Consider the following 18,072-nt stretch of genomic DNA (forward strand, 5'->3'; position numbering starts at 1 on the left):
ATCTTTACTAGTTTAAATTATTCTAACATTAGATACCGCGGAAACTCGTATTTGCAGCACTCTTAAGCGCAACGCCAGTTCTTGATCACATTGTTTCTCCGCCTTGGATATGCGGCCAGCTTCAAGGCTTTCGGCAATGTAGTTTGTATTCTGATATTATTCTATTGAGGTGATTGAATGTTCACAGTACTCTCGAAAGAGCGAATTTCGCCGGATACCTTTGATATCTGGCTTTCTCATCCCGAGATCTATAAATACGCAAAGCCCGGCCAGTTCCTGATAGTAAGGATAGACGAATACGGTGAGAGAATTCCTCTCACAATTGCGTCAACCGATAAAGGAAGGGTAAGAGTTATTGTGAAGGCCGTGGGCAAGAGTACCTACAAGCTATGCTCTTTGAGCGAGGGCGAGTCAGTTGCGGATATCGTAGGCCCGCTAGGAAATCCCAGCGAGATAGAAAAGCTTGGAACGGTCTGTGTAGTGGGCGGTGGTGTTGGCATTGCACCGTTGTTTCCTATTACCAGGGCACTGAAAGAGGCAGAAAATGAGGTTATAGGAATACTGGGTGCTGCAAAGAAGGAGCAGCTTATAATGCTGAATGAATTCAGACCATTTCTTGACAGGCTGTACATCACGACCGACGACGGTTCCCTTGGTTCAAAAGGAACGGTAACAAATCCTCTTAAGGAAGTTATCAAGGATCACCCACCAGCTTCAATCTGGGCAATAGGGCCCATGGTAATGATGAAGTTTGTCTCGCTTCTAGCCTCCCAGAATGACATACGATGCTGGGTCTCACTCAATCCGATCATGGTAGATGGGACGGGAATGTGCGGAGCCTGCAGAGCAGAAGTGGGGGGCGAGATGAAGTTTGCCTGTGTTCACGGACCGGAATTTGACGGCAGGTTGGTTAACTGGGACGAGCTCATCAAGAGGCAGTATCAGTACCGAGAAGAGGAGCAGATTGCTCTTGAGGAGTACATACGTGAATCGGGTGAGATGAATGCCTGAGAAATTCAAAGTTAAGATGAGAGAATTAGATCCTCTAGAGAGAGTCAACAACTTCGAGGAGGTTGCCCTTGGCTACACCAAAGAGGAGGCAATTGCAGAGGCAAACAGATGTCTCCAGTGCAAGCACAAACCCTGTGTTAGCGGCTGCCCCGTTGGAATAGACATTCCCGGCTTTATCAAAGCACTGAGAGAGGGTAACATCGAGAAGAGCACAAAGATTTTGAAAGATGCCAACAACCTCCCAGCAATCTGCGGAAGAGTCTGCCCTCAGGAGAAGCAGTGCGAAGCAGTTTGCGTTGTGGGCAAGATCCCGGGCAGTGAGCCCGTTGCAATCGGGAGACTGGAGAGATTCGTTGCAGACCAGAATATTTCTCTCGAAACTGCCGTAAAACCGTCCGTAAACAAAAGAGTTGCCGTCATCGGTGCAGGTCCGGCCGGTTTAACGGTCGCAGCCGATCTCGCGAAAGAGGGTTTTTCGGTTACGGTCTTCGAAGCCTTCCATACTGCGGGAGGTGTGCTTGTTTATGGTATCCCCGAGTTCAGGCTTCCCAAAGAGATCGTTGCAAAGGAAGTTGAATTTGTGAAGGGCCTGGGAGTTGAATTCCGTTTCAGTCAGATTGTAGGCCGAACGATTCCATTCGAAGAGATCAAAAACGAATATGATGCAGTTTTCATTGGTATCGGGGCGGGCGCTCCTAGATTCATGGGAATACCGGGATCGAATCACAACAACATATTCTCCTCTTCCGAATACCTCACGAGGACCAACCTTATGAAAGCCTATCTCTTTCCAAGGTACGACACGCCTGTCAAGATAAAGGACAGGGTAGCAGTGATAGGGGCAGGAAATGTCACAATGGATGCGGCAAGGACGGCCAAAAGACTTGGAGCCAAAGAAGTTCATGTGGTCTACAGGAGAAGCGAAGAAGAGATGCCTGCAAGAATAGAAGAGTACCACCATGCCGTTGAAGAGGGGATAGTGTTTCACTGGCTGACCCTTCCCGTTGAGTACGTAGGGGACATAAACAACAACGTCACTGGAATGAAGTGCGTTAAGATGACTTTGGGTGAACCGGATGATTCGGGGAGAAGAAGGCCGATACAAATTGAGGGATCGGAATTCATCATGGAAGTGGATATGGTCATCGAAGCGATCGGGCAGACTCCAAACGCCATTCTGAAAGCCGGTTTCCCAGAGGTGAGACTGAATAGATGGGGCAGTATCGATGCCGATGAAGCCAGCGGCAAAGTCGATGAAGGCATCTACGCCGGCGGAGACATCGTGACCGGTTCCGCTACCGTTATAGAAGCCATGGGAGCAGGAAAGCGTTCTGCGAGAGCAATTAAGGCGTACTTGTTGCGCAAGTGATGTGCTTCATGATACCTGCGACAGATCTTGAATGTAAATAATCACGGAAGACTATAGAGCAAAAAAACGCGAGAAGCCCGTCAATGGTTTTCTGCTCCGAGACTCTACATTTCGGAGACAATTGCCGGCTCCTTTCAATAGAGTTTTTTTGTTCAAAGAATAAATCAACTCTCAAAACCAATCTGATAATCTGAGAATCATGGAATCCTGATACTTCTCTCGATAAAGGAGACTTCTCTTCGCAATGAAAATATGACGAAAAACAGCTTTCGGTGATACAGAGCTTTCATTCTTCTCCCTTTTTGGCGCGTCATATTCTCAAAATTCCTCGTGAGATACGATCATACCCGATCAACCTCCTTTATTCCCAGCTGCTTAATCCGTTCTACCCAAAAGAGTGTTTTCAAATAGACTGTTGAGTTTGCTGGAATAATTTAGGTTCAGAAACTAACTAATTGGCAGGACTGAATTTTGCCAATCTCTGAGAGAAGGTCAGCCGGAGTACCTTCTGAGCTTAGGGAAAGAAATCTTAAGACAATAATGGACGTTGTATTTAGATACCAGCCCATATCAAGAACAAAGATTTCCAATTTGACCGGGATAAGAGAGATATCTTGTGAGCGCTGGCAAGACTTCTTCTGGTCTGGGAAAAAGGCAAGTACTTCTTTCCTTCAATCCCGGGAAAGCCTTTGTCATCTCAGTTGATGTCGGACTCGCAACAACCATAGTCGCCAGAGTCGATCTTTCAGTGAATGTCACAGACAAGTGCGAAATCGGAACATCCGAGAGCCCGGAGAGATTCGCTTGCGAATTAGTGGACTGCATTTCAGATCTTTGCAACAAAGGAAACGAGCTTCCTTCGTATTTGGTGATCTCTGCACCGGGTCTTGTTCGCGGTGATTTGAGAACTGCAATTAATGTTCCCTTGCTCCATTGGACCGACCTCGTACTTGCAGAACTCGTTGAGAGCCGACTTAAGCTGAAAGGGCTAGATTCTCCGGTAATGATCAACAACGATGCAAAACTGAGAGTTCTCGCTGAGGTAGCTCTTAACAGGGACATTCCTGATGATTTTGCGAACATAGTTTACGCTCTTGTTAAGGAAGGAGTCGGAATTGGACTGTTCATCAACGGCAGTATATATGTTGGAAGTAATCATATTGCTGGCGAATTTGGGTACATGTCTATCGATCCAAACGGACCGGAATGTTCATGTGGAAGAAAGGGCTGTTGGCTTACTATGGTTGGCTCGAGAGAACTTGATGATCTCGTTATAAGTGACAGACTGGATGATTACATCGAATCCTTCTCGATCGGTCTCATGAATATCGTAAACGGTCTTGATCCAGATCTGGTTGTAATTAGCGGCGCCCTTGAAGAATACTGGACAGCGTCCTGCCCTTGCTGAAAGCTAGACTGAAAAGCAACTCGTTATTCTATCAGTCCTCGATTGAAGTCATAAAGTCTGCTTTTGATGACAGAGAGGGCCCCATTTTTGGAGGGGCGTTGATGGGTTTGAGGAAGTATCTAGACATAGAAACGGGCGTTTTATAGCCCGAATTTGAAGAGAGGTGATAACAGTTGAAACGTGGAGTAGTGCTCTTGATAGCATTGTGATTTTTACTTACTGGAGCTACAACACTAAGCGGCTCTCCGATCAGCTGGCTCAGCAAGGAGTAAGCGGAGCGGGGAAGAAATCCCTTGGTTGATGAGAGATATTTGGAATAGCTTGATTTCAGGTACTTGACAGGTCGAATCAACTGCCGTGAGAATTGAAAGGTCTTCTGAATGAGACAGGAGGATGCAACGAGTATCCTCCTGTTTTCAATCAATCTCGCGATGAAATTATTCATTAACCTTTTCAAAGGTTAGAAGCTCTTAATGGGCAATTCAACGATTGTTGCCACTGCCGATTCTTCGTTCTTCACGAAGATCGTTCCTCCATGCAACTCGAGTATCCTTCTCGTTATGCTCAGCCCAAGTCCATTTTCGCCGCCGACTCCTTTGATGAATGGTTTGAAAAGCGTGGCCAGTCTTTCTTCTTCGATTCTTTCACCATCGTTTGCGAAGCGGATAACCACGTTCTCTTCTCTTTCATTGACTTCCATTGTGACCTCTATCGTATTTCTTGCATAGCGGATCTGATTGGAAAGAATGTTCTCTATCGCTATTGCCATTTGCTCTTCGTTTATTTGCTCAGTTATATTTCTCAGGTTCAGGTTCCAGTCTATGTCGTCTCTCTGGAAAGAAAAGCGCCCGACGGTATCTTCAATCAGTTCCGAAAGATTGACCTCTTCCGTCTCCAGGTTGTGACGCGACAGATACTCCAGTCTGGTGATAAACAGTAGATCCTTCACTCTCAGATCCATTCTCTGAATCTCTCTGTCAATAACATCTATCGCGCTATTTAGATCCCCACCAGGATAGATGCCATCTTTTATTGCCTGCGCGTAACTCCTGATAACCATTACAGGTGTTTTCAGCTCGTGCGAGATAAACTGGAGCATAGACTGCTGCTCTTTGTCCTGCTCGCTAAGACTCCTTCTCATGTTTTCAATTGAATCGGCAAGCTCTCCGATTTCGTCGCTTCTGTTCAAAGCAATCGGCTTATCCCAGTTTCTCTTGGATATCATTCTTACGTCTTCGGAGAGTCTCTTAAGAGGTTTAGTCATATATCTTGAGAAAACGATGATGACTATAAGACTTACCACTGTCATTATTGCCATCACCAGCAATAGTCTTGAGAGCAACGTCGATGAAAGAGTGTTCTTGTAGGTATCCCACATATAGGAAATCATTGTGACATCTCTTCCCGAAAGTTGACCGGACCGAACGACGTAGAAGAGACTCCTGTTGTTCAACCTGGCTTCATACCTCTCTGACGATGTGTCTTGAACCTCTGCATTAGCTCTTATAGAATCAATCACAGGCAGAATCTCGGGCACTATCGTTCCGCTGATTACAATTCCCTTCGAAGTTGTAGTCGGCGAAGAGACTTTCTCAGTATCTTCCTGTGTCCTGAATCTATGCAGATAATTGTCTATGAGGTCAAACTCTCTGTCGAAAATGACTATATGTCCAACGTCTCTAGCATTTTTAAAGCTGTTCGTGTCAATGTCTTCAAAAGGAATGAATCCTCCCTGTAACTCTATCAGCTTGACTTCCTGGGCGTACTCTATGGTCCTGTACGCCTCGGTGGTGAAGAAGTCTCTTATCGACCATCTAAAGACGATTCCCAAGAGGAGAAACAAAATCGCGAGAACGGTGGCAAACAGTAGCCAAAGCTTGTCAGATAGGCTCCAGGCCCTCATATGTTCACGCTCTTATATCCGAATCCATATACGGTTTCAATCTTGAACTCAGGCATCTTCTTCCTCAGTCTTCTAACCAAATCATCGACCGCTCTATCGCTTCCGTAATGGTCGTAACCCCAGACTTTGTCCAGGATCTGGTCTCTAGAAAAGGGCTTGCCTCTGCCGTTAACGAAAAGAAGAAGCAGATCAAACTCCATTGAAGTGAGTTCGATGGCTCTAGATTCGTCATTTGTCTCTTCAATAACTGTTCTTCTCGCTTCATCGATTTTGTAGGGAGGAATTGTGATTACCCCTTCGGAACGACGGACCCTGTTGAGGATCTTCTTCACCCTTATAACTAGCTCTCTCGGAAGAAAGGGCTTGGGCATATAGTCGTCGCTTCCCATCTCAAGCCCGACTACTCGATCGATGTCTTTGTCTCTTGCAGAGATAAAGATTACCGGTATCACTGAATCTCTCTTTCTGATTTCTCTGAGGAGCTCGAATCCGTCAATTCCGGGAAGCATAATGTCAAGAATCCATATGTCTGGGGTGTCGTCTATTTCGTCGAAAGCGTCGTTTCCGTTTGTGAACGATCTGACTTCCCATCCCTCCTTTTCGAGATAAGAAGTGAGTACATTGTTCAGATTTCTTTCGTCTTCGACCAGATTGATTCTTGTTGCCATGAACTTCACCTCTAGAGTGCCAGCTCTCATTCAATAATAATCGATCACGTCAATAATAACTAACCAGTAGGCCAGACTGCCACTTTTTGTCTCAGTTGGAATTCGGCGGTCCGGCCTTTTTCAAAGAACTTCTTCACCGGAGGAACAAGAAACTACGACTCTATCTTACGGAATGTTTCACGTTCATCATCAGTCGTTTCCAGACCAGCACGCTCCTTTCTGTGTAGCGGATGGGGGGTCACGTTATCTATGTAAGACTGCATTTGCTCGTTCTGCATTGCGTCTCTCGTTTTCTTTTCGAAAGACTTTTCCACGGGTACTGCTTAAAGGTCGATGCTCTTGACTGCTACCACTATTGTCTCTGCGCCGTTGCTCACCCTTGTAATCTGGATAGAAAAGGCAGGTGGTCTGTAGATCTCTTCTTGGCCGGTTGAAAATGAACTGTACTGCTTGTAGACCGGTGTCATGTCGAGCAGCATTACTCTCGATATAGACTCCGAATCCCAGCGGCGGAGTGTATCCTTGAGCTGTTCCGGAGCAATCGTGCGGTTGTCGGTTACGAGGCGAGTTTCAGTTCCCTCAATTTCGCTGACGACAACTCTTTCTATAGATTCCAGTCCCAGTTCCTCTATTTTCTCAATGAGCCCGTTGATGGTCATTTCCGATTTGTTTGAAGATCGTTTTTTCTCGCCTGTGAGAACCATGTTTTCAACTCCTTTAGGGGGTTTATGGTTTAGCTTCAGTAATATTATAGGAAGAAATGTCCGGGAGAATTCGGGAATTCTGTGGGATATAATGGGATTTGTAGATCTGAGTTTTGCCGGCCTAGCAGTAACATTGTTTCGGCCGTACCGTTGCTCTGACTTTCTTAAGGAGGTGTTTTATGAAAGTAACTCTTGTCGCTGTTTTGGTTCTCTTTGCTTCCATTTTGATTGCAGAACCTCTCGGCATAGCGTTTGTCTATGTAGGTTCAGTAGACGACGGAGGCTGGACACAGAAACATGATGAGGGTCGGCAGTATATTGAGAAGGTATTTGGCGATCGGATAGAGACTTCATTCATTGAGAACGTAACCGAAGGCGAACAGGATCTTGAAGTGCTAAGAGGTTTCGCAGAGAGAGAAGTCAAGCTTGTTTTCAGCACAAGCTTCGGTTTCATGGACGATGTTGTAGAAGTTGCGAAGAACTTTCCCGGCACGGTTTTCATGCACTGCTCTGGTTACAAGACGGCAGAGAACCTGGGAACTTATTTCGGGAGAATATACGAACCGGCCTACCTGACAGGGTTGATCGCCGGGGAGATGACAAAGAGCGACTTGATAGGATATGTTGCCACTTTCAAGATTCCCGAAGTAATCAGGGGTATAAATGCGTTCGCAATAGGAGTTTCAAAGGCTAATCCAAATGCGCAAATTCACGTTATTTGGACTGAGACCTGGTTTGATCCCTCTTTAGAAGAGGAGGCGGCCGAGGCCCTCCTGGACCTTGGAGCCGATGTCATCGCCCAGAGCCAGGATTCACCGGCTGCCGTTCAGGCGGCCGGGCAGCGCGGCGTCTACGCTATTGGTTACAACACCGATATGAGCGCCTTCAGTCCAGACACTTTTCTTAGTTCCCCTGTGTGGAATTGGGGCATCTTCTATGAAAGAGTGATAAATGAGTTGATGGACGACAAATGGATCAGCAATCAGTACTGGGGTGGAATCAGTGATGGGGTTGTAGACATAGTAATGAGCGACCTCGTTCCGGAGGCTCTGATGGACCTAGTGAAAAATGAAAGAAAGAGGATAATCGAGAGTGATCACCACCCGTTTGAGGGTCCTTTGATCGATCAAGAAGGAAACACGAGATATTCAAAGGGTGAGACGCCTACAGATGAAGAACTGTTAGCAATGGATTGGTTTGTCAACAATATCGTCGGCAGCCCTAAGTGAGGCTTATTATTGCAGTCTGATGGAGCATTCCTGCTACTCTGGTAAGAGATAAGAGCAGTTATCCGTTAACGGTCCGCCGTCTGAAGATCCGCTGGTCACTCTTGCCAGGAGACGATGATCGCTTTGAAGTGCAAGGGCCCTTAACAGTAGCCCCAAACAGAGACATTTCGCTCAGCCTTACGGGATGATGAAGTAAGGAGTTTGCACGAGTGACTTGGGATGACAGTCTTCTCTCGCATCGCGTCATTCTGAGATGATTCTGCTCAGAATCTCGCTCTTCTCGTGAGCTAACTCTCGATAATGCTCTTTCTCGCTTGACGTTATTCAAGGACTGGTCCATGATCCGGGACGGGCACGAAGGACGGCTCTTCAGAGCTAGATGCTGGAACAATTTCAGCATGGCGGGATGTGACGTTTATTTCAGGCTGGCACTTGCAACTGGTCCGGTCTTGCTCTTGTCGGAGAACNNATAACCGGTTCTTATTCAGCTTTCAACTTTATCCAACGACGGAGTGAAGGAAGAGCCTATTTGTGTTTTCTTAATGGTATCCGTATTTCGAATGTGCTTCCTCCGTCGGCATGGTTTCTGACTGTGATTTCGCCCCCAAGAGAGCCGATTATCTCCCGAGCTATTGAGAGACCCATTCCGCTTCCCGAGCTTTTGTGGGATTCATCTGCTTTGTAGAAGCGTTCGAAGACTCTTTCCTTTTCAGAGTCGGCTATGCCTGAACCGAGATCACTTATCTGAATGAGGGCAAATCCTTCACTCTCGAAGGCGTTTATGGTGACATCGCTGTTTTCTTCAGTGAATTTGATTGCGTTTTCTAGAATTGCCGCGACCGCAACTTTGAGATTGTCTGGGAAAGTTTTCAGAACAACATCATCGCGAGATTCAACGAGAATGCGAACTCCCCTTGACTCTGCAAGAGGACGATGATACTCTTTCAGTTCAGCGAGGAAAACTCCTAGCTCCACATCTTCAGGGGCAATCTCTAACTTCTTTTCGGTCTGCACTCTCGCGAGAAGGAGCAGCTTGTTCACAACGTTCTGCATACTTCTGGTCGCCCCATCAATCATATCGATCTTTTCCATCGATTCTTTCTCCAGCTTTCTCTCCTTGAGCATATCTACGCCCAATCTGAGAATTGTGAGTGGTGTTTTCAGCTCATGAGAGGCATCGGCGGTAAAGCGCTGGAGTCTTTCATAACTCTCTTTCAAAGGAGTCAAAACATATCTTGCGAGAGTCATACCGGCCACCCAGGAGATTACGGCAACCATCAGGACAAGAAGAAGCAGCGAAAACAGAAGGCTCTTCAGCCCATCACTGAGTCCCTCAGTTGATTTTCCGACTCTAAGGAAGAAGACGGGCTGCCCTGCAATCCCTCTTATCTCTCTGGTCAGAACGGTGTACTCGTGCTCGGATTCTCCATAGTCGATTGCCTCCACTCTCGAGGTGCCCTCTGCAATCGGTATGTCACTGATTATTGCTCCTCCAAGCTGCAGTAGGATTTCGCCTGAGGGAGTTATAAACTCAAGAATTTCGTCATCTGCGGTGAAGATGTCGAGATTCCCGGAATAGTTTCTGATCATCCGCTCGACTGCTACTGCAGGAGCCCTGCCTATTCTAGACTCGATTCTGTCGGCAATTCTGTTCAGTCCGATTATTTCGGCTCTTCCTTCAAGTCTTAGAGCAAGCACAAAGATAAGAAGGCTGAGAACGGAGACGAGAGTAACGACGACCAGCGTGAAGAACAGTGTCCATCTCCTCTTTGCCTTCTTGAAAGAAAGCTCTTCACCTGTCACTGATCTCATATCCCATACCTCTGACTGTCTTTATCAGCTTCTTCTTGTGACCACCGTCAATCTTCTTGCGGAGGTTCTTGATATGGCTTCTTATGACATCTGACCATAGTTCGTCGTCTTCGTTCCAAAGATGCTCTTCCAGCTCGCTTTTCGGGACTACCCTGCCGCTGTTAAGCATGAGGTATTCAAGAATCTGGTACTCCTTCTTTCGGAGCGCTATCCTTTCGTTTCCCCTCATCACCGTTTTGAGCGACATATCCAGAGCGAGGTCTCCAACCTTCAGAATGCTTGAAGGAGTTCCGACCGGCTGGCTCCTTCTTAGCAACGACTGAATTCTTACAACTAGTTCGCGGATGTCGAAGGGTTTGGAGAGGTAGTCGTCGGCTCCCAGATAGAAACCCTTTACTTTGTCCTCTATGCCGTCCAAGGCGGTCAACATGAGCACAGGTATCTTGCTCCCAGAACTCCTGATCCCTTCCAGCACCTGCCATCCGTTCAGTTTTGGAAGCAGAATATCGAGAACAATGACATCAAACGGACCGCTGGTAGCCATGTAAAGTCCTTCTTCACCGTCCGCAGCGGTCTCGACAACAAAACCCTCTCTCTCCAGGAACTCCTTGAGGAGTCTTCCCAGGTCACGCTCGTCTTCTACAACCAGAACCTTCATGTGTTTTCCCCCACGAAGAAATAATAACAGCAATAGTGTGAAATATTCGAGAAAGCGATTACAGTTTTCCGTTCAAATCTCTTGAGGCATAGGCTATAATTAGTTGTGAAAGAAGTCACAAATGGAGGGAATGCGGGTGATTATAAGAGTATGCATGGGAAGCGCCTGTCTTATGAAGGGTTCTCCCGAAGTCTCCAAGAGACTGGTAGAGTTAGTGACCGAACACGGTTTGAGTAGATTCACAACAATCAAGGGTTCTCACTGCATGGGGCCTTGTTCTGATGGAGTAGTTGTCGATATCGATGAGAAGATGTTCACGAATATATCAGTGCATAATATAGATGATTTCTTCAAGAAGGAGATACTTCAGCGGGAATAGACGTCATTAAGATTTGCAACGGCAAGAAAGGATATGTCTAAATGTCTTTGAGTGCGGGGAATCTTTCCCGCCAGTCTCTTAGAATACTCAGTCTCTCATAGTCCAGTTCCCAAAGAAGCAATCCCTTCTCGGCTTCAAAAGGTACCTCGTTACCGTCTTGATCGAAGAGGACGGAAAAGGCTTCGTCGTATTCGATGCCGTTGCCGTCGACCCCCGTTCTATTTAGCCCCAGAACAAATGACTGATTCTCGATTGCCCTTGCCTTAAGAAGAGCCTGCCAGTGATTTGCCCGTTTTTCCGGCCAGTTGGCAATCACTATCATGACCTCTGCAGGCAAGTTAGCCCTGAAGAGCTCAGGAAAACGAAGGTCATAGCAGATATTCAGAGAGAACTGTATCTCTTTCATCGCGAAAGAGAGATTGGAATCACCGGGGGTGTAAACTGTATTCTCTCCTCCGTATGAAAAAAGCTTTCTCTTTCGATATATCAAAGGTTCCGAGCCCGAAGCGAGAAAAGCGGCGCAGTTGTAGAATTTCGATTCTCTTTTGTCTATGAAACCGTAGACAGCTGGAATACCCCAGTAATCTACCTGCTTCTTGAAGAAATCACACGCATCTTTCACATAGGCTCTCTCTGCGTTACGAGTGAACCCGCTCAAGGTAGCTTCAGGAAAGACAATCAGCTCGACCCCGGCCGCCGAGGCCCCTGCGAAAAGTCTTTCGATTATCTTCATGTTGATCTCCGGAGACTCCCAGACGATGTTGAGAGGAACGCCGCCTATTCTCATCTATTCTCCTCCAGTGCAAGATCTATTATCCTCGAAAGGACCCTAGCCGAGACTTCCGCCTCTACTGCAGGTCTGTCTTCTCCCGGACCTATCTGTTCGGGAATGCAAGGTATATGTACAAATCCGGAGGGTATGTTTATGCCTTTCTTCGTCAGAAAATCCATACACCTGTAAAAGAGATAGTTGCAGACAAATGCGCCTGCCGAGAAGGATTTTTCGACGGGAAGGCCCTCAGCCTTCAGCTTCGAGACAATCCGGTCGACCGGAAGCTTCGAGAAATATGCGTCGGGAGAGACAGATATAATCTTCTCCCCTGTCGCAATGAATCCGTTGTTGTCTGGAGTCGCCGATTCCTTCCAGTTGATCGCAACCTTCTCCGGAGTGATGAGAGATCTCCCGGCCGCCTGGCCGACCATAATCAACGCCTCCGGGACGCCGTCCAGTAAACGCTGCCTCAGTCGAGAAAAGGCGTCGCCGAAGATCGTTGGAAGGCTCATGAGCTCGATGTCTTCTCTCATATCTGCGAGAAGCTGCACGACTATCTGTGATGCATTTATTCTACTTCCTCCAAAGGGATCGAAGTGGGTCACTAGTATCATCTCTTACACCTCTCATTCCCTATAATTCTAGCATCACATGGAAGTCGAGAAGGAAAAGCCGCCATTCTGGTAAAATGATTCTGAAAGGGGTGATCTAGTTGAAGAAGCTGAAGCTTGAGGATCTTTACAAATACTCCACTGTGGGTGATCTTCACATCTTTCCCGACGGGGAAAACTTTGTCTTTGTAAGAAAGACGATAGACAAGAAGGAGAACCGGTACGAAAGCAACATTTGGTCGGGCAACATGAAAAATGGGAAAATCCGTCAGCTGACCCGGGGCGGGAAGGACGGTTCCCCCGCCGTCAGTCCAGACGGCAAGAGCATTCTCTTTGTCTCGAGAAGAGACAAGGACGCGAAAGGATCCGGGCTTTATCTTCTGCCCCTTGAGGGCGGGGAAAGCAGACTGGTGAAGACTCTCAAAGGAGGATTTTCCTCTGTTTCGTGGATCGATTCGGAGACGATTCTCTTCATAACGAAGCATGCGCCCGGGGAAGATCCCGAGAAGATGGAAGAAGACGATCCGCCAGAGAAGAAGGTTTACGAGATAGACAAAATACCATTTGTCTCTAACGGTGTTGGATTCACGGAGAACAGAGTAGGCCGTCTGTATAAGATGAAACTCGAAAACGGAAAGATGGAACCGGTTGAAGCCGTTGGAGGCGATATCGAAAACATTGTTGTATCTCCCGAGAGAAAGAGAGTCGCGGTGATGACGACCGAAGATATGGAGAAGAGGCCGATATGGAGCAGTCTCTACATCCTCGATTTGCAGAACGGATTGGCGAAGAGAATCGGAGACGAGAGCCTCTCATTCTATCACTGCCAGTGGTCGAGCGAACGCGAGCTATTCNNGTGGTCAGGCGAACGCGAGCTATTCGCTGTCGCAACCGACTTTGAAAAAGGCTTCCCGACCAATCCCTTCATTGTCCATGTAGATCTGGAATCTCTTACGCTTAATATAGTTGCCAGAGAGTTGGACCTGTACTTGGGCAACAGCCTGAACAGCGATGTGAGGGGTGTGTCGCCGAACACTTCCATGAAGGTTATGGAAGGTAAGCTGTTTTCACTGGTAACTGCGGGATCTCAAATAAAGCTGATTTCTATGGATAAAGAGGGAAAGGTAGAGGAAATCGCTGTCTCTTTGGGGAGCATTGACTGCTTCGATATCACAGGCGAAGTGCTTCTCCTTTCTGAGATGACGACGATCGAGCCGCTTGAGATCTACTCTTTTGTCAAAGGCAAGAGGAAGAAGCTCACAAACTTCAACTCATGGATGAAAGGTCTTAAGCTGTCGAAACCTGAAAGCTTCGAAGTGGAGGCCTCCGACGGGCAGGAGATCGAAGGCTGGATAATGAAGCCCGTAGACTTTGAGGAAGGCAAGAAGTACCCGGCAGTCGTGGAGATCCACGGAGGTCCTAAGACGGCATACGGCGGCGGATATGTACATGAATTCCAGACTCTAGCCTCTGAAGGGTACGCAGTTATTTACTGCAACCCGAGGGGAAGCGCCGGTTACGGAACCGACTTCGCCGACATAAGGGGTCACTACGGGGAAAGGGATTTTGAAGACATAATGGAGATCGTCGAGTACGTCATAAACGAATATGATTTCGTTGACGAGGATAGGCTTGGAGTCACCGGAGGTTCTTACGGCGGCTTTATGACAAACTGGATTGTAGGACATACGGACGCCTTCAAGGCTGCCGTCTCTCAGAGGTCTATCTCGAGCTGGATTTCCTTCTTCGGCACCACAGATATCGGATACTTCTTTGCAAGCGACCAGACCGGCGGCGATTTCTTCGACAACCTCGAGGGTTATCTCAGACAGTCTCCTCTGATGTCGGCGCCCAACGTCGTCACTCCGATTCTTTTCATTCACTCCCTTGAAGACTACAGATGCTGGGTCCCCGAAGCGATGCAGTTCTTCACGGCGTTAAGGTATCTCGGAAAAGAGGCCAAAATGGTGCTCTTCCCTAAGGAGAACCACGAGCTTTCCAGAGGAGGCCTCCCCGTACACAGGGAAAAGCGTTTGAGGGCAATACTGGAATGGTTCGATTCCCACCTGAAGATATGAGTCGTTGATGGAAAACAAAAACGCAGGAAACATACATGTAAGGTTCGCCACAATCGATGACAACGAAAGGCTCCTCAAGATAGAGCAAGAATCGGCTCAGGAGGGGAATATCTGGCTCGTCGCTTTCAGAAAAGACTTCTTTGAAAGACTGAAGTACTTTGAAGAGGGCTTTATTATGATTGCCGAAGACGCATACGACATTATCGGATGCATCGGTGTTGGAATCGACAGATTGATAGTCAATGGGGAAATCAAGAAAGCAATATATCTCTTCGGACTGCGCACCAATCCGAAATACAGGCTCAAGGTCGCCCGCTGGCTTAGATCGATCATCCAGGAACTGCAGAATCTCCTTGGCCCCACGGATTTCGATTTCGGATATGCGTCGGTCAAGGCCGACAACGTTGCCTCGAAGAAGATCTTGGAACACATGGGTTTCTCGACTACGGCTACACTGGACTTCTTCGCCTGTCCGGTGAGGAAGACCTCCCGGGAGAAGTCGGTTTTTGTGGAAAGGGAGGTAGACCTCGAAACAATATTGGACCTGTACAGACCTCTCGAGAAGGATCGTGACTTCCTCCTTCAGGGTACGAAGGCCTTTGAGTCTATGGTTGCAGAGAAAAGATTGAGGTTGTTCAAGACGGAAGGGGCGTCCGCCCTGGTTCTCGACACGAGCGGCGAGCAGGATTTCGGAATTACGCGACTTTCAAAGGGATTGAGGGCATTCCAGCTTCTGGCTCAGAGAACTCTTTCGCCGCTGGTAAGGATTCCGAGGATGAATGAGCGATTGAGGTCCTGGGACGTTCTTCTCTTTGACTGGGGCGATATCCGAAGCGCCAGAAGGACCGTAAGAAAGATTCACAGATGCGCCTGGGAAGAGGGTATAACGCTGATCAACTTTTCGAGGGACAGAAGCCTTGGGAGCATGAAGGATGCGTTGGGTCTACTCAGTTTCAGGATTCCCTTTGAGATAATGATCTATGAGAAGAACGGCATAAACAGAGGAAGCAGACCTATAATCAGAACTCCGACGATATAGCTGGAAAATTCTGTTCCGCGATGAACTGAAGGCTTTACAAATCAAATGCCGGGTCGAAAAAGTCAGACCCGGCATTAATGTCTATGGATGCGGCGCCTTCACTACCAGAACGCGCATCGGCTCCTCTCCGGTATTGATTATTCCGTGCGGGATCATTTTCGGACTGTCTATGATGTCGTCTTTCGTTACCTCGTACTTCTCTTCGCCGACAGTGATTATTCCCTTTCCGGCTAGAACTAGAATGAATACATCTACCGGAGTCTTGTGCTCGGCTAACTCGTTTCCCCTTTTAATATCTATAATGACTGCCTGTGCAGTCTCTTTGTCGTAGATAATCCGACCCTTGAGACCTGACTTGTCAAGCACGACTTTCCCTTTTTCTATTGAGCTTTTCCGCATCTCCATCACCTCGCTTTTGATCTAGTATTATCTTAGCCGAAATTTGGCTTCTGAGCGGTAACATATGTTACCCTCTTACAGTGCCTTGCTCAGGAATAAGGACAGCGCAAGTAATCCAAGAACGACCAGCCAGCCAATTATCGTCACCTTGACGGCTTTACCTGCCTTGTTCGCCTCCCACCATGAGCGCGGTCCTATCCCTTGAAGCCTAAATGTGATTATCGAGGCGAGGTTTATGCAGACAATGTTGACGAAGAAAAGGAGTATCGCCCTGGCCAAAACGCCGATCAAGTGAGTAGAGAATCTTCTCGCTGTTTTCGGCTAGCGCGAGTATCTTCGTTTGCCACAACTTTTCTGAGGTCTTGACTGTCCAGTATCCGATGACTGATTTCTCTTCCAGCATTTCTCTGAGATTTTCTTCGGGATCTTATCCCGTGAAGACTTCGATCAATCTTTCGGCTATCTAATCACCATCCCGTATGGAGAACTGTGGCATAATTGATTTGCTTGCTAAGAATATATTACACCGTTCGATCATAGAGACAGTTATATCGGTTAGGGAGGGTGAAGTGATCTATCTTCTGCTGGCGATTCTATCCAGTTCTTCGATAGCTATGGTTTTCAAGGTGACCGAGGGAAAGAGCTACAACAGACTTGCGGTTACTACCTACAATTACTTAAGTGCCTTTCTTATAGCTCTTGTCATGATTGTGATAGAACGGCCTGCTCTAGGTCCGGGTGGAGGTTCTTTGAACGAAGTAATAGTAAAGGGGAGTGAAGTCTTCAGCCTTACCAGCAGCGCCGTCTGGGGCTTATCGCTGGGGCCGGTAGCGGGGCTTTTCTTCTTTCTTTCGTTCCTCTTCTATCAGAAGAGCGTTAAAGAGAGCGGGGCAAGTCTTTCCGGTGCTTTCGGCAAACTGGGAATTCTAATCCCAATGCTTTTGTCGCTTCTGGTGTGGAAGGAATACCCTGAAGCTATCCAGTGGGTCGGGATATCTCTCGCGATATTCTCAATAATTCTTGTAAACAACCCATTCGGATCAACCAGAAGAAACTTCAAACCTGCTCTAATTATGTTGTTTATTACTGGAGGACTTGCCGAATTCATGAATAAGCTCTTCCAGAACTACACCGTGGGCGGTTACAAAAGCATCTTTCTCTTCAGCGTCTTTGCCAGCGCCTTCATAATAAGCGCGATCTTTCTAAAGAAGTCTGGAAAACCGGCAATGAAAAGAGAAGCTTTTGTAGGGCTGATTGTGGGGCTTCCCAATCTCTTTTCTTCGTTCTTCCTCATAATGGCCCTTGAGGAAATAAAGGGTTCGGTGGTTTTCCCCATATACAGTGCCGGCAGCGTAGTCATGATAAGTTTGGGGAGTCTGTTGATCTTCGGCGAAAAGCTCAAAAAGCTTGAGATGATTTCCTTGGGAATGGTGCTGGTCTCCCTGATTATAATAAACATATGATATCTCTTTGGATTAATACAACGTCGAGGTAGTATTGAGACAATATCAGTCAATGGAGGTGCGTCCCGTGTTACACAGAATTGGAAGAGACAAAGTAGTGTACGATATGTCGCCTGAACACAAGCCCGTTCTGGAGGTGAGCCCGGGTGATACGGTAATTGTGGAGACGGAGGATTGCTTCTGCCATAAGATCGTTTCAGAGTCTCAGACCGTTGGGGGAGACTTCGACTTTACTCATGTAAATCCGGCCACCGGGCCCATCGCAGTGAAGGGAGCGACGCCGGGTGACACGATAGTAGTCAGTATAGAGAGCATAGAGCTGGACGATCAGGGAGTCGTCGAGACCTGCCCTGCCTGGGGACCGGTCAAAAATGTTTCAAAGAGCTGTGTTACCGAGATAGTGAAGATTCAGGGCAATTACGCGTCGTTCATGGGAGAGCAAATTGAGATAAAGCCGATGATAGGCGTTATCGGCAATTCACCTGCAGATAAGTCGATTCCCTGTACAACTCCGGGAAGGCACGGAGGAAATCTCGATACCCGGGATATAGTAGCAGGGTCGAGAGTAT

18 protein-coding genes are annotated in these 18,072 nt (G+C 47.4%); 9 read left to right on the forward strand and 9 right to left on the reverse strand.

Annotation, left to right across the window (positions count from 1 at the left end; all coding sequences use genetic code 11):
• Positions 1-177 precede the first annotated feature (177 nt).
• The 3 genes from B3N33_RS01985 (at position 178) to B3N33_RS01995 (ending at position 3,788) form a co-directional block, all read left to right on the forward strand.
• Positions 178-1,011, forward strand: a complete 834-nt coding sequence (locus B3N33_RS01985; RefSeq protein WP_292592021.1) for a sulfide/dihydroorotate dehydrogenase-like FAD/NAD-binding protein — start codon at positions 178-180, stop codon at positions 1,009-1,011.
• On the forward strand, positions 1,004-2,380 hold the full coding sequence (gene gltA / locus B3N33_RS01990) for an NADPH-dependent glutamate synthase (RefSeq protein ID WP_292589995.1): 1,377 nt from the start codon (positions 1,004-1,006) through the stop codon (positions 2,378-2,380). Before B3N33_RS01985 ends, gltA begins: the two co-directional genes overlap by 8 nt.
• A gap of 616 nt (positions 2,381-2,996) precedes the next feature.
• A complete protein-coding gene (locus B3N33_RS01995) occupies positions 2,997-3,788 on the forward strand; it encodes an ROK family protein (protein WP_292592022.1) in 792 nt (263 codons plus the stop codon).
• Between the two features lie 460 nt (positions 3,789-4,248).
• On the opposite strand, the gene B3N33_RS02000 is transcribed toward B3N33_RS01995, so the two are convergent.
• The 3 genes from B3N33_RS02000 to B3N33_RS02010 all read right to left on the reverse strand — a co-directional run bounded on the left by B3N33_RS02000 (position 4,249) and on the right by B3N33_RS02010 (position 7,063).
• Positions 4,249-5,691 (reverse strand): sensor histidine kinase, encoded by a 1,443-nt coding sequence (locus B3N33_RS02000; protein WP_292592024.1) that lies wholly within the window; start codon positions 5,689-5,691, stop codon positions 4,249-4,251.
• Positions 5,688-6,359, reverse strand: a complete 672-nt coding sequence (locus B3N33_RS02005) for a response regulator transcription factor (RefSeq protein WP_214060901.1) — start codon at positions 6,357-6,359, stop codon at positions 5,688-5,690. Before B3N33_RS02005 ends, B3N33_RS02000 begins: the two co-directional genes overlap by 4 nt.
• A gap of 323 nt (positions 6,360-6,682) precedes the next feature.
• Entirely contained in the window at positions 6,683-7,063 is a 381-nt protein-coding gene (locus B3N33_RS02010; RefSeq protein WP_214060900.1) for a hypothetical protein, read from the reverse strand.
• A gap of 179 nt (positions 7,064-7,242) precedes the next feature.
• Here B3N33_RS02010 and B3N33_RS02015 point away from each other — a divergent pair, with 179 nt between their 5' ends.
• On the forward strand, positions 7,243-8,292 hold the full coding sequence (locus B3N33_RS02015; RefSeq protein WP_292592026.1) for a BMP family ABC transporter substrate-binding protein: 1,050 nt from the start codon (positions 7,243-7,245) through the stop codon (positions 8,290-8,292).
• A gap of 525 nt (positions 8,293-8,817) precedes the next feature.
• Here B3N33_RS02015 and B3N33_RS02020 read toward each other — a convergent pair.
• On the reverse strand, positions 8,818-10,104 hold the full coding sequence (locus tag B3N33_RS02020; RefSeq protein ID WP_214079440.1) for a sensor histidine kinase: 1,287 nt from the start codon (positions 10,102-10,104) through the stop codon (positions 8,818-8,820).
• Positions 10,085-10,762: a response regulator transcription factor gene (locus B3N33_RS02025; protein WP_214079441.1), complete on the reverse strand. Its 678-nt coding sequence runs from the start codon at positions 10,760-10,762 to the stop codon at positions 10,085-10,087. The genes B3N33_RS02020 and B3N33_RS02025 overlap by 20 nt, the downstream gene beginning before the upstream one ends.
• Before the next feature lie 136 nt (positions 10,763-10,898).
• Here B3N33_RS02025 and B3N33_RS02030 point away from each other — a divergent pair, with 136 nt between their 5' ends.
• Entirely contained in the window at positions 10,899-11,141 is a 243-nt protein-coding gene (locus tag B3N33_RS02030; RefSeq protein WP_214079442.1) for a (2Fe-2S) ferredoxin domain-containing protein, read from the forward strand.
• 37 nt (positions 11,142-11,178) lie between these two features.
• On the opposite strand, the gene B3N33_RS02035 is transcribed toward B3N33_RS02030, so the two are convergent.
• Positions 11,179-11,928: a nitrilase-related carbon-nitrogen hydrolase gene (locus B3N33_RS02035; RefSeq protein ID WP_292592029.1), complete on the reverse strand. Its 750-nt coding sequence runs from the start codon at positions 11,926-11,928 to the stop codon at positions 11,179-11,181.
• On the reverse strand, positions 11,925-12,527 hold the full coding sequence (locus B3N33_RS02040) for a pyroglutamyl-peptidase I (RefSeq protein WP_292590004.1): 603 nt from the start codon (positions 12,525-12,527) through the stop codon (positions 11,925-11,927). Before B3N33_RS02040 ends, B3N33_RS02035 begins: the two co-directional genes overlap by 4 nt.
• Before the next feature lie 1,274 nt (positions 12,528-13,801).
• On the opposite strand from B3N33_RS02040, the gene B3N33_RS13105 reads away from it, so the two are divergent.
• Together B3N33_RS13105 and B3N33_RS02050 are read left to right on the forward strand one after the other, a co-directional pair.
• On the forward strand, positions 13,802-14,602 hold the full coding sequence (locus B3N33_RS13105) for an alpha/beta hydrolase family protein (RefSeq protein WP_422655894.1): 801 nt from the start codon (positions 13,802-13,804) through the stop codon (positions 14,600-14,602).
• A gap of 7 nt (positions 14,603-14,609) precedes the next feature.
• Positions 14,610-15,641, forward strand: coding sequence for a GNAT family N-acetyltransferase (locus B3N33_RS02050; RefSeq protein WP_214079481.1), 1,032 nt, complete (start codon positions 14,610-14,612; stop codon positions 15,639-15,641).
• Between the two features lie 81 nt (positions 15,642-15,722).
• Here the strand turns inward: B3N33_RS02050 and B3N33_RS02055 are convergent, their stop codons facing one another.
• Both B3N33_RS02055 and B3N33_RS02060 read right to left on the reverse strand, forming a co-directional pair.
• Positions 15,723-16,040, reverse strand: coding sequence for a cupin domain-containing protein (locus B3N33_RS02055; protein ID WP_292590005.1), 318 nt, complete (start codon positions 16,038-16,040; stop codon positions 15,723-15,725).
• A gap of 75 nt (positions 16,041-16,115) precedes the next feature.
• Complete coding sequence (locus B3N33_RS02060) at positions 16,116-16,331, reverse strand: hypothetical protein (RefSeq protein ID WP_292590006.1); 216 nt, start codon at positions 16,329-16,331, stop codon at positions 16,116-16,118.
• 278 nt (positions 16,332-16,609) lie between these two features.
• Here B3N33_RS02060 and B3N33_RS02065 point away from each other — a divergent pair, with 278 nt between their 5' ends.
• Both B3N33_RS02065 and B3N33_RS02070 read left to right on the forward strand, forming a co-directional pair.
• On the forward strand, positions 16,610-17,503 hold the full coding sequence (locus B3N33_RS02065) for an EamA family transporter (RefSeq protein WP_214060906.1): 894 nt from the start codon (positions 16,610-16,612) through the stop codon (positions 17,501-17,503).
• Positions 17,504-17,570: 67 nt separating this feature from the next.
• The coding region (locus tag B3N33_RS02070; protein WP_292592033.1) for an acetamidase/formamidase family protein at positions 17,571-18,072 on the forward strand (502 nt) is incomplete at its 3' end.

It is taken from the genome of Mesotoga sp. UBA5825 (assembly GCF_002432955.1).
GTDB lineage: Bacteria > Thermotogota > Thermotogae > Petrotogales > Kosmotogaceae > Mesotoga.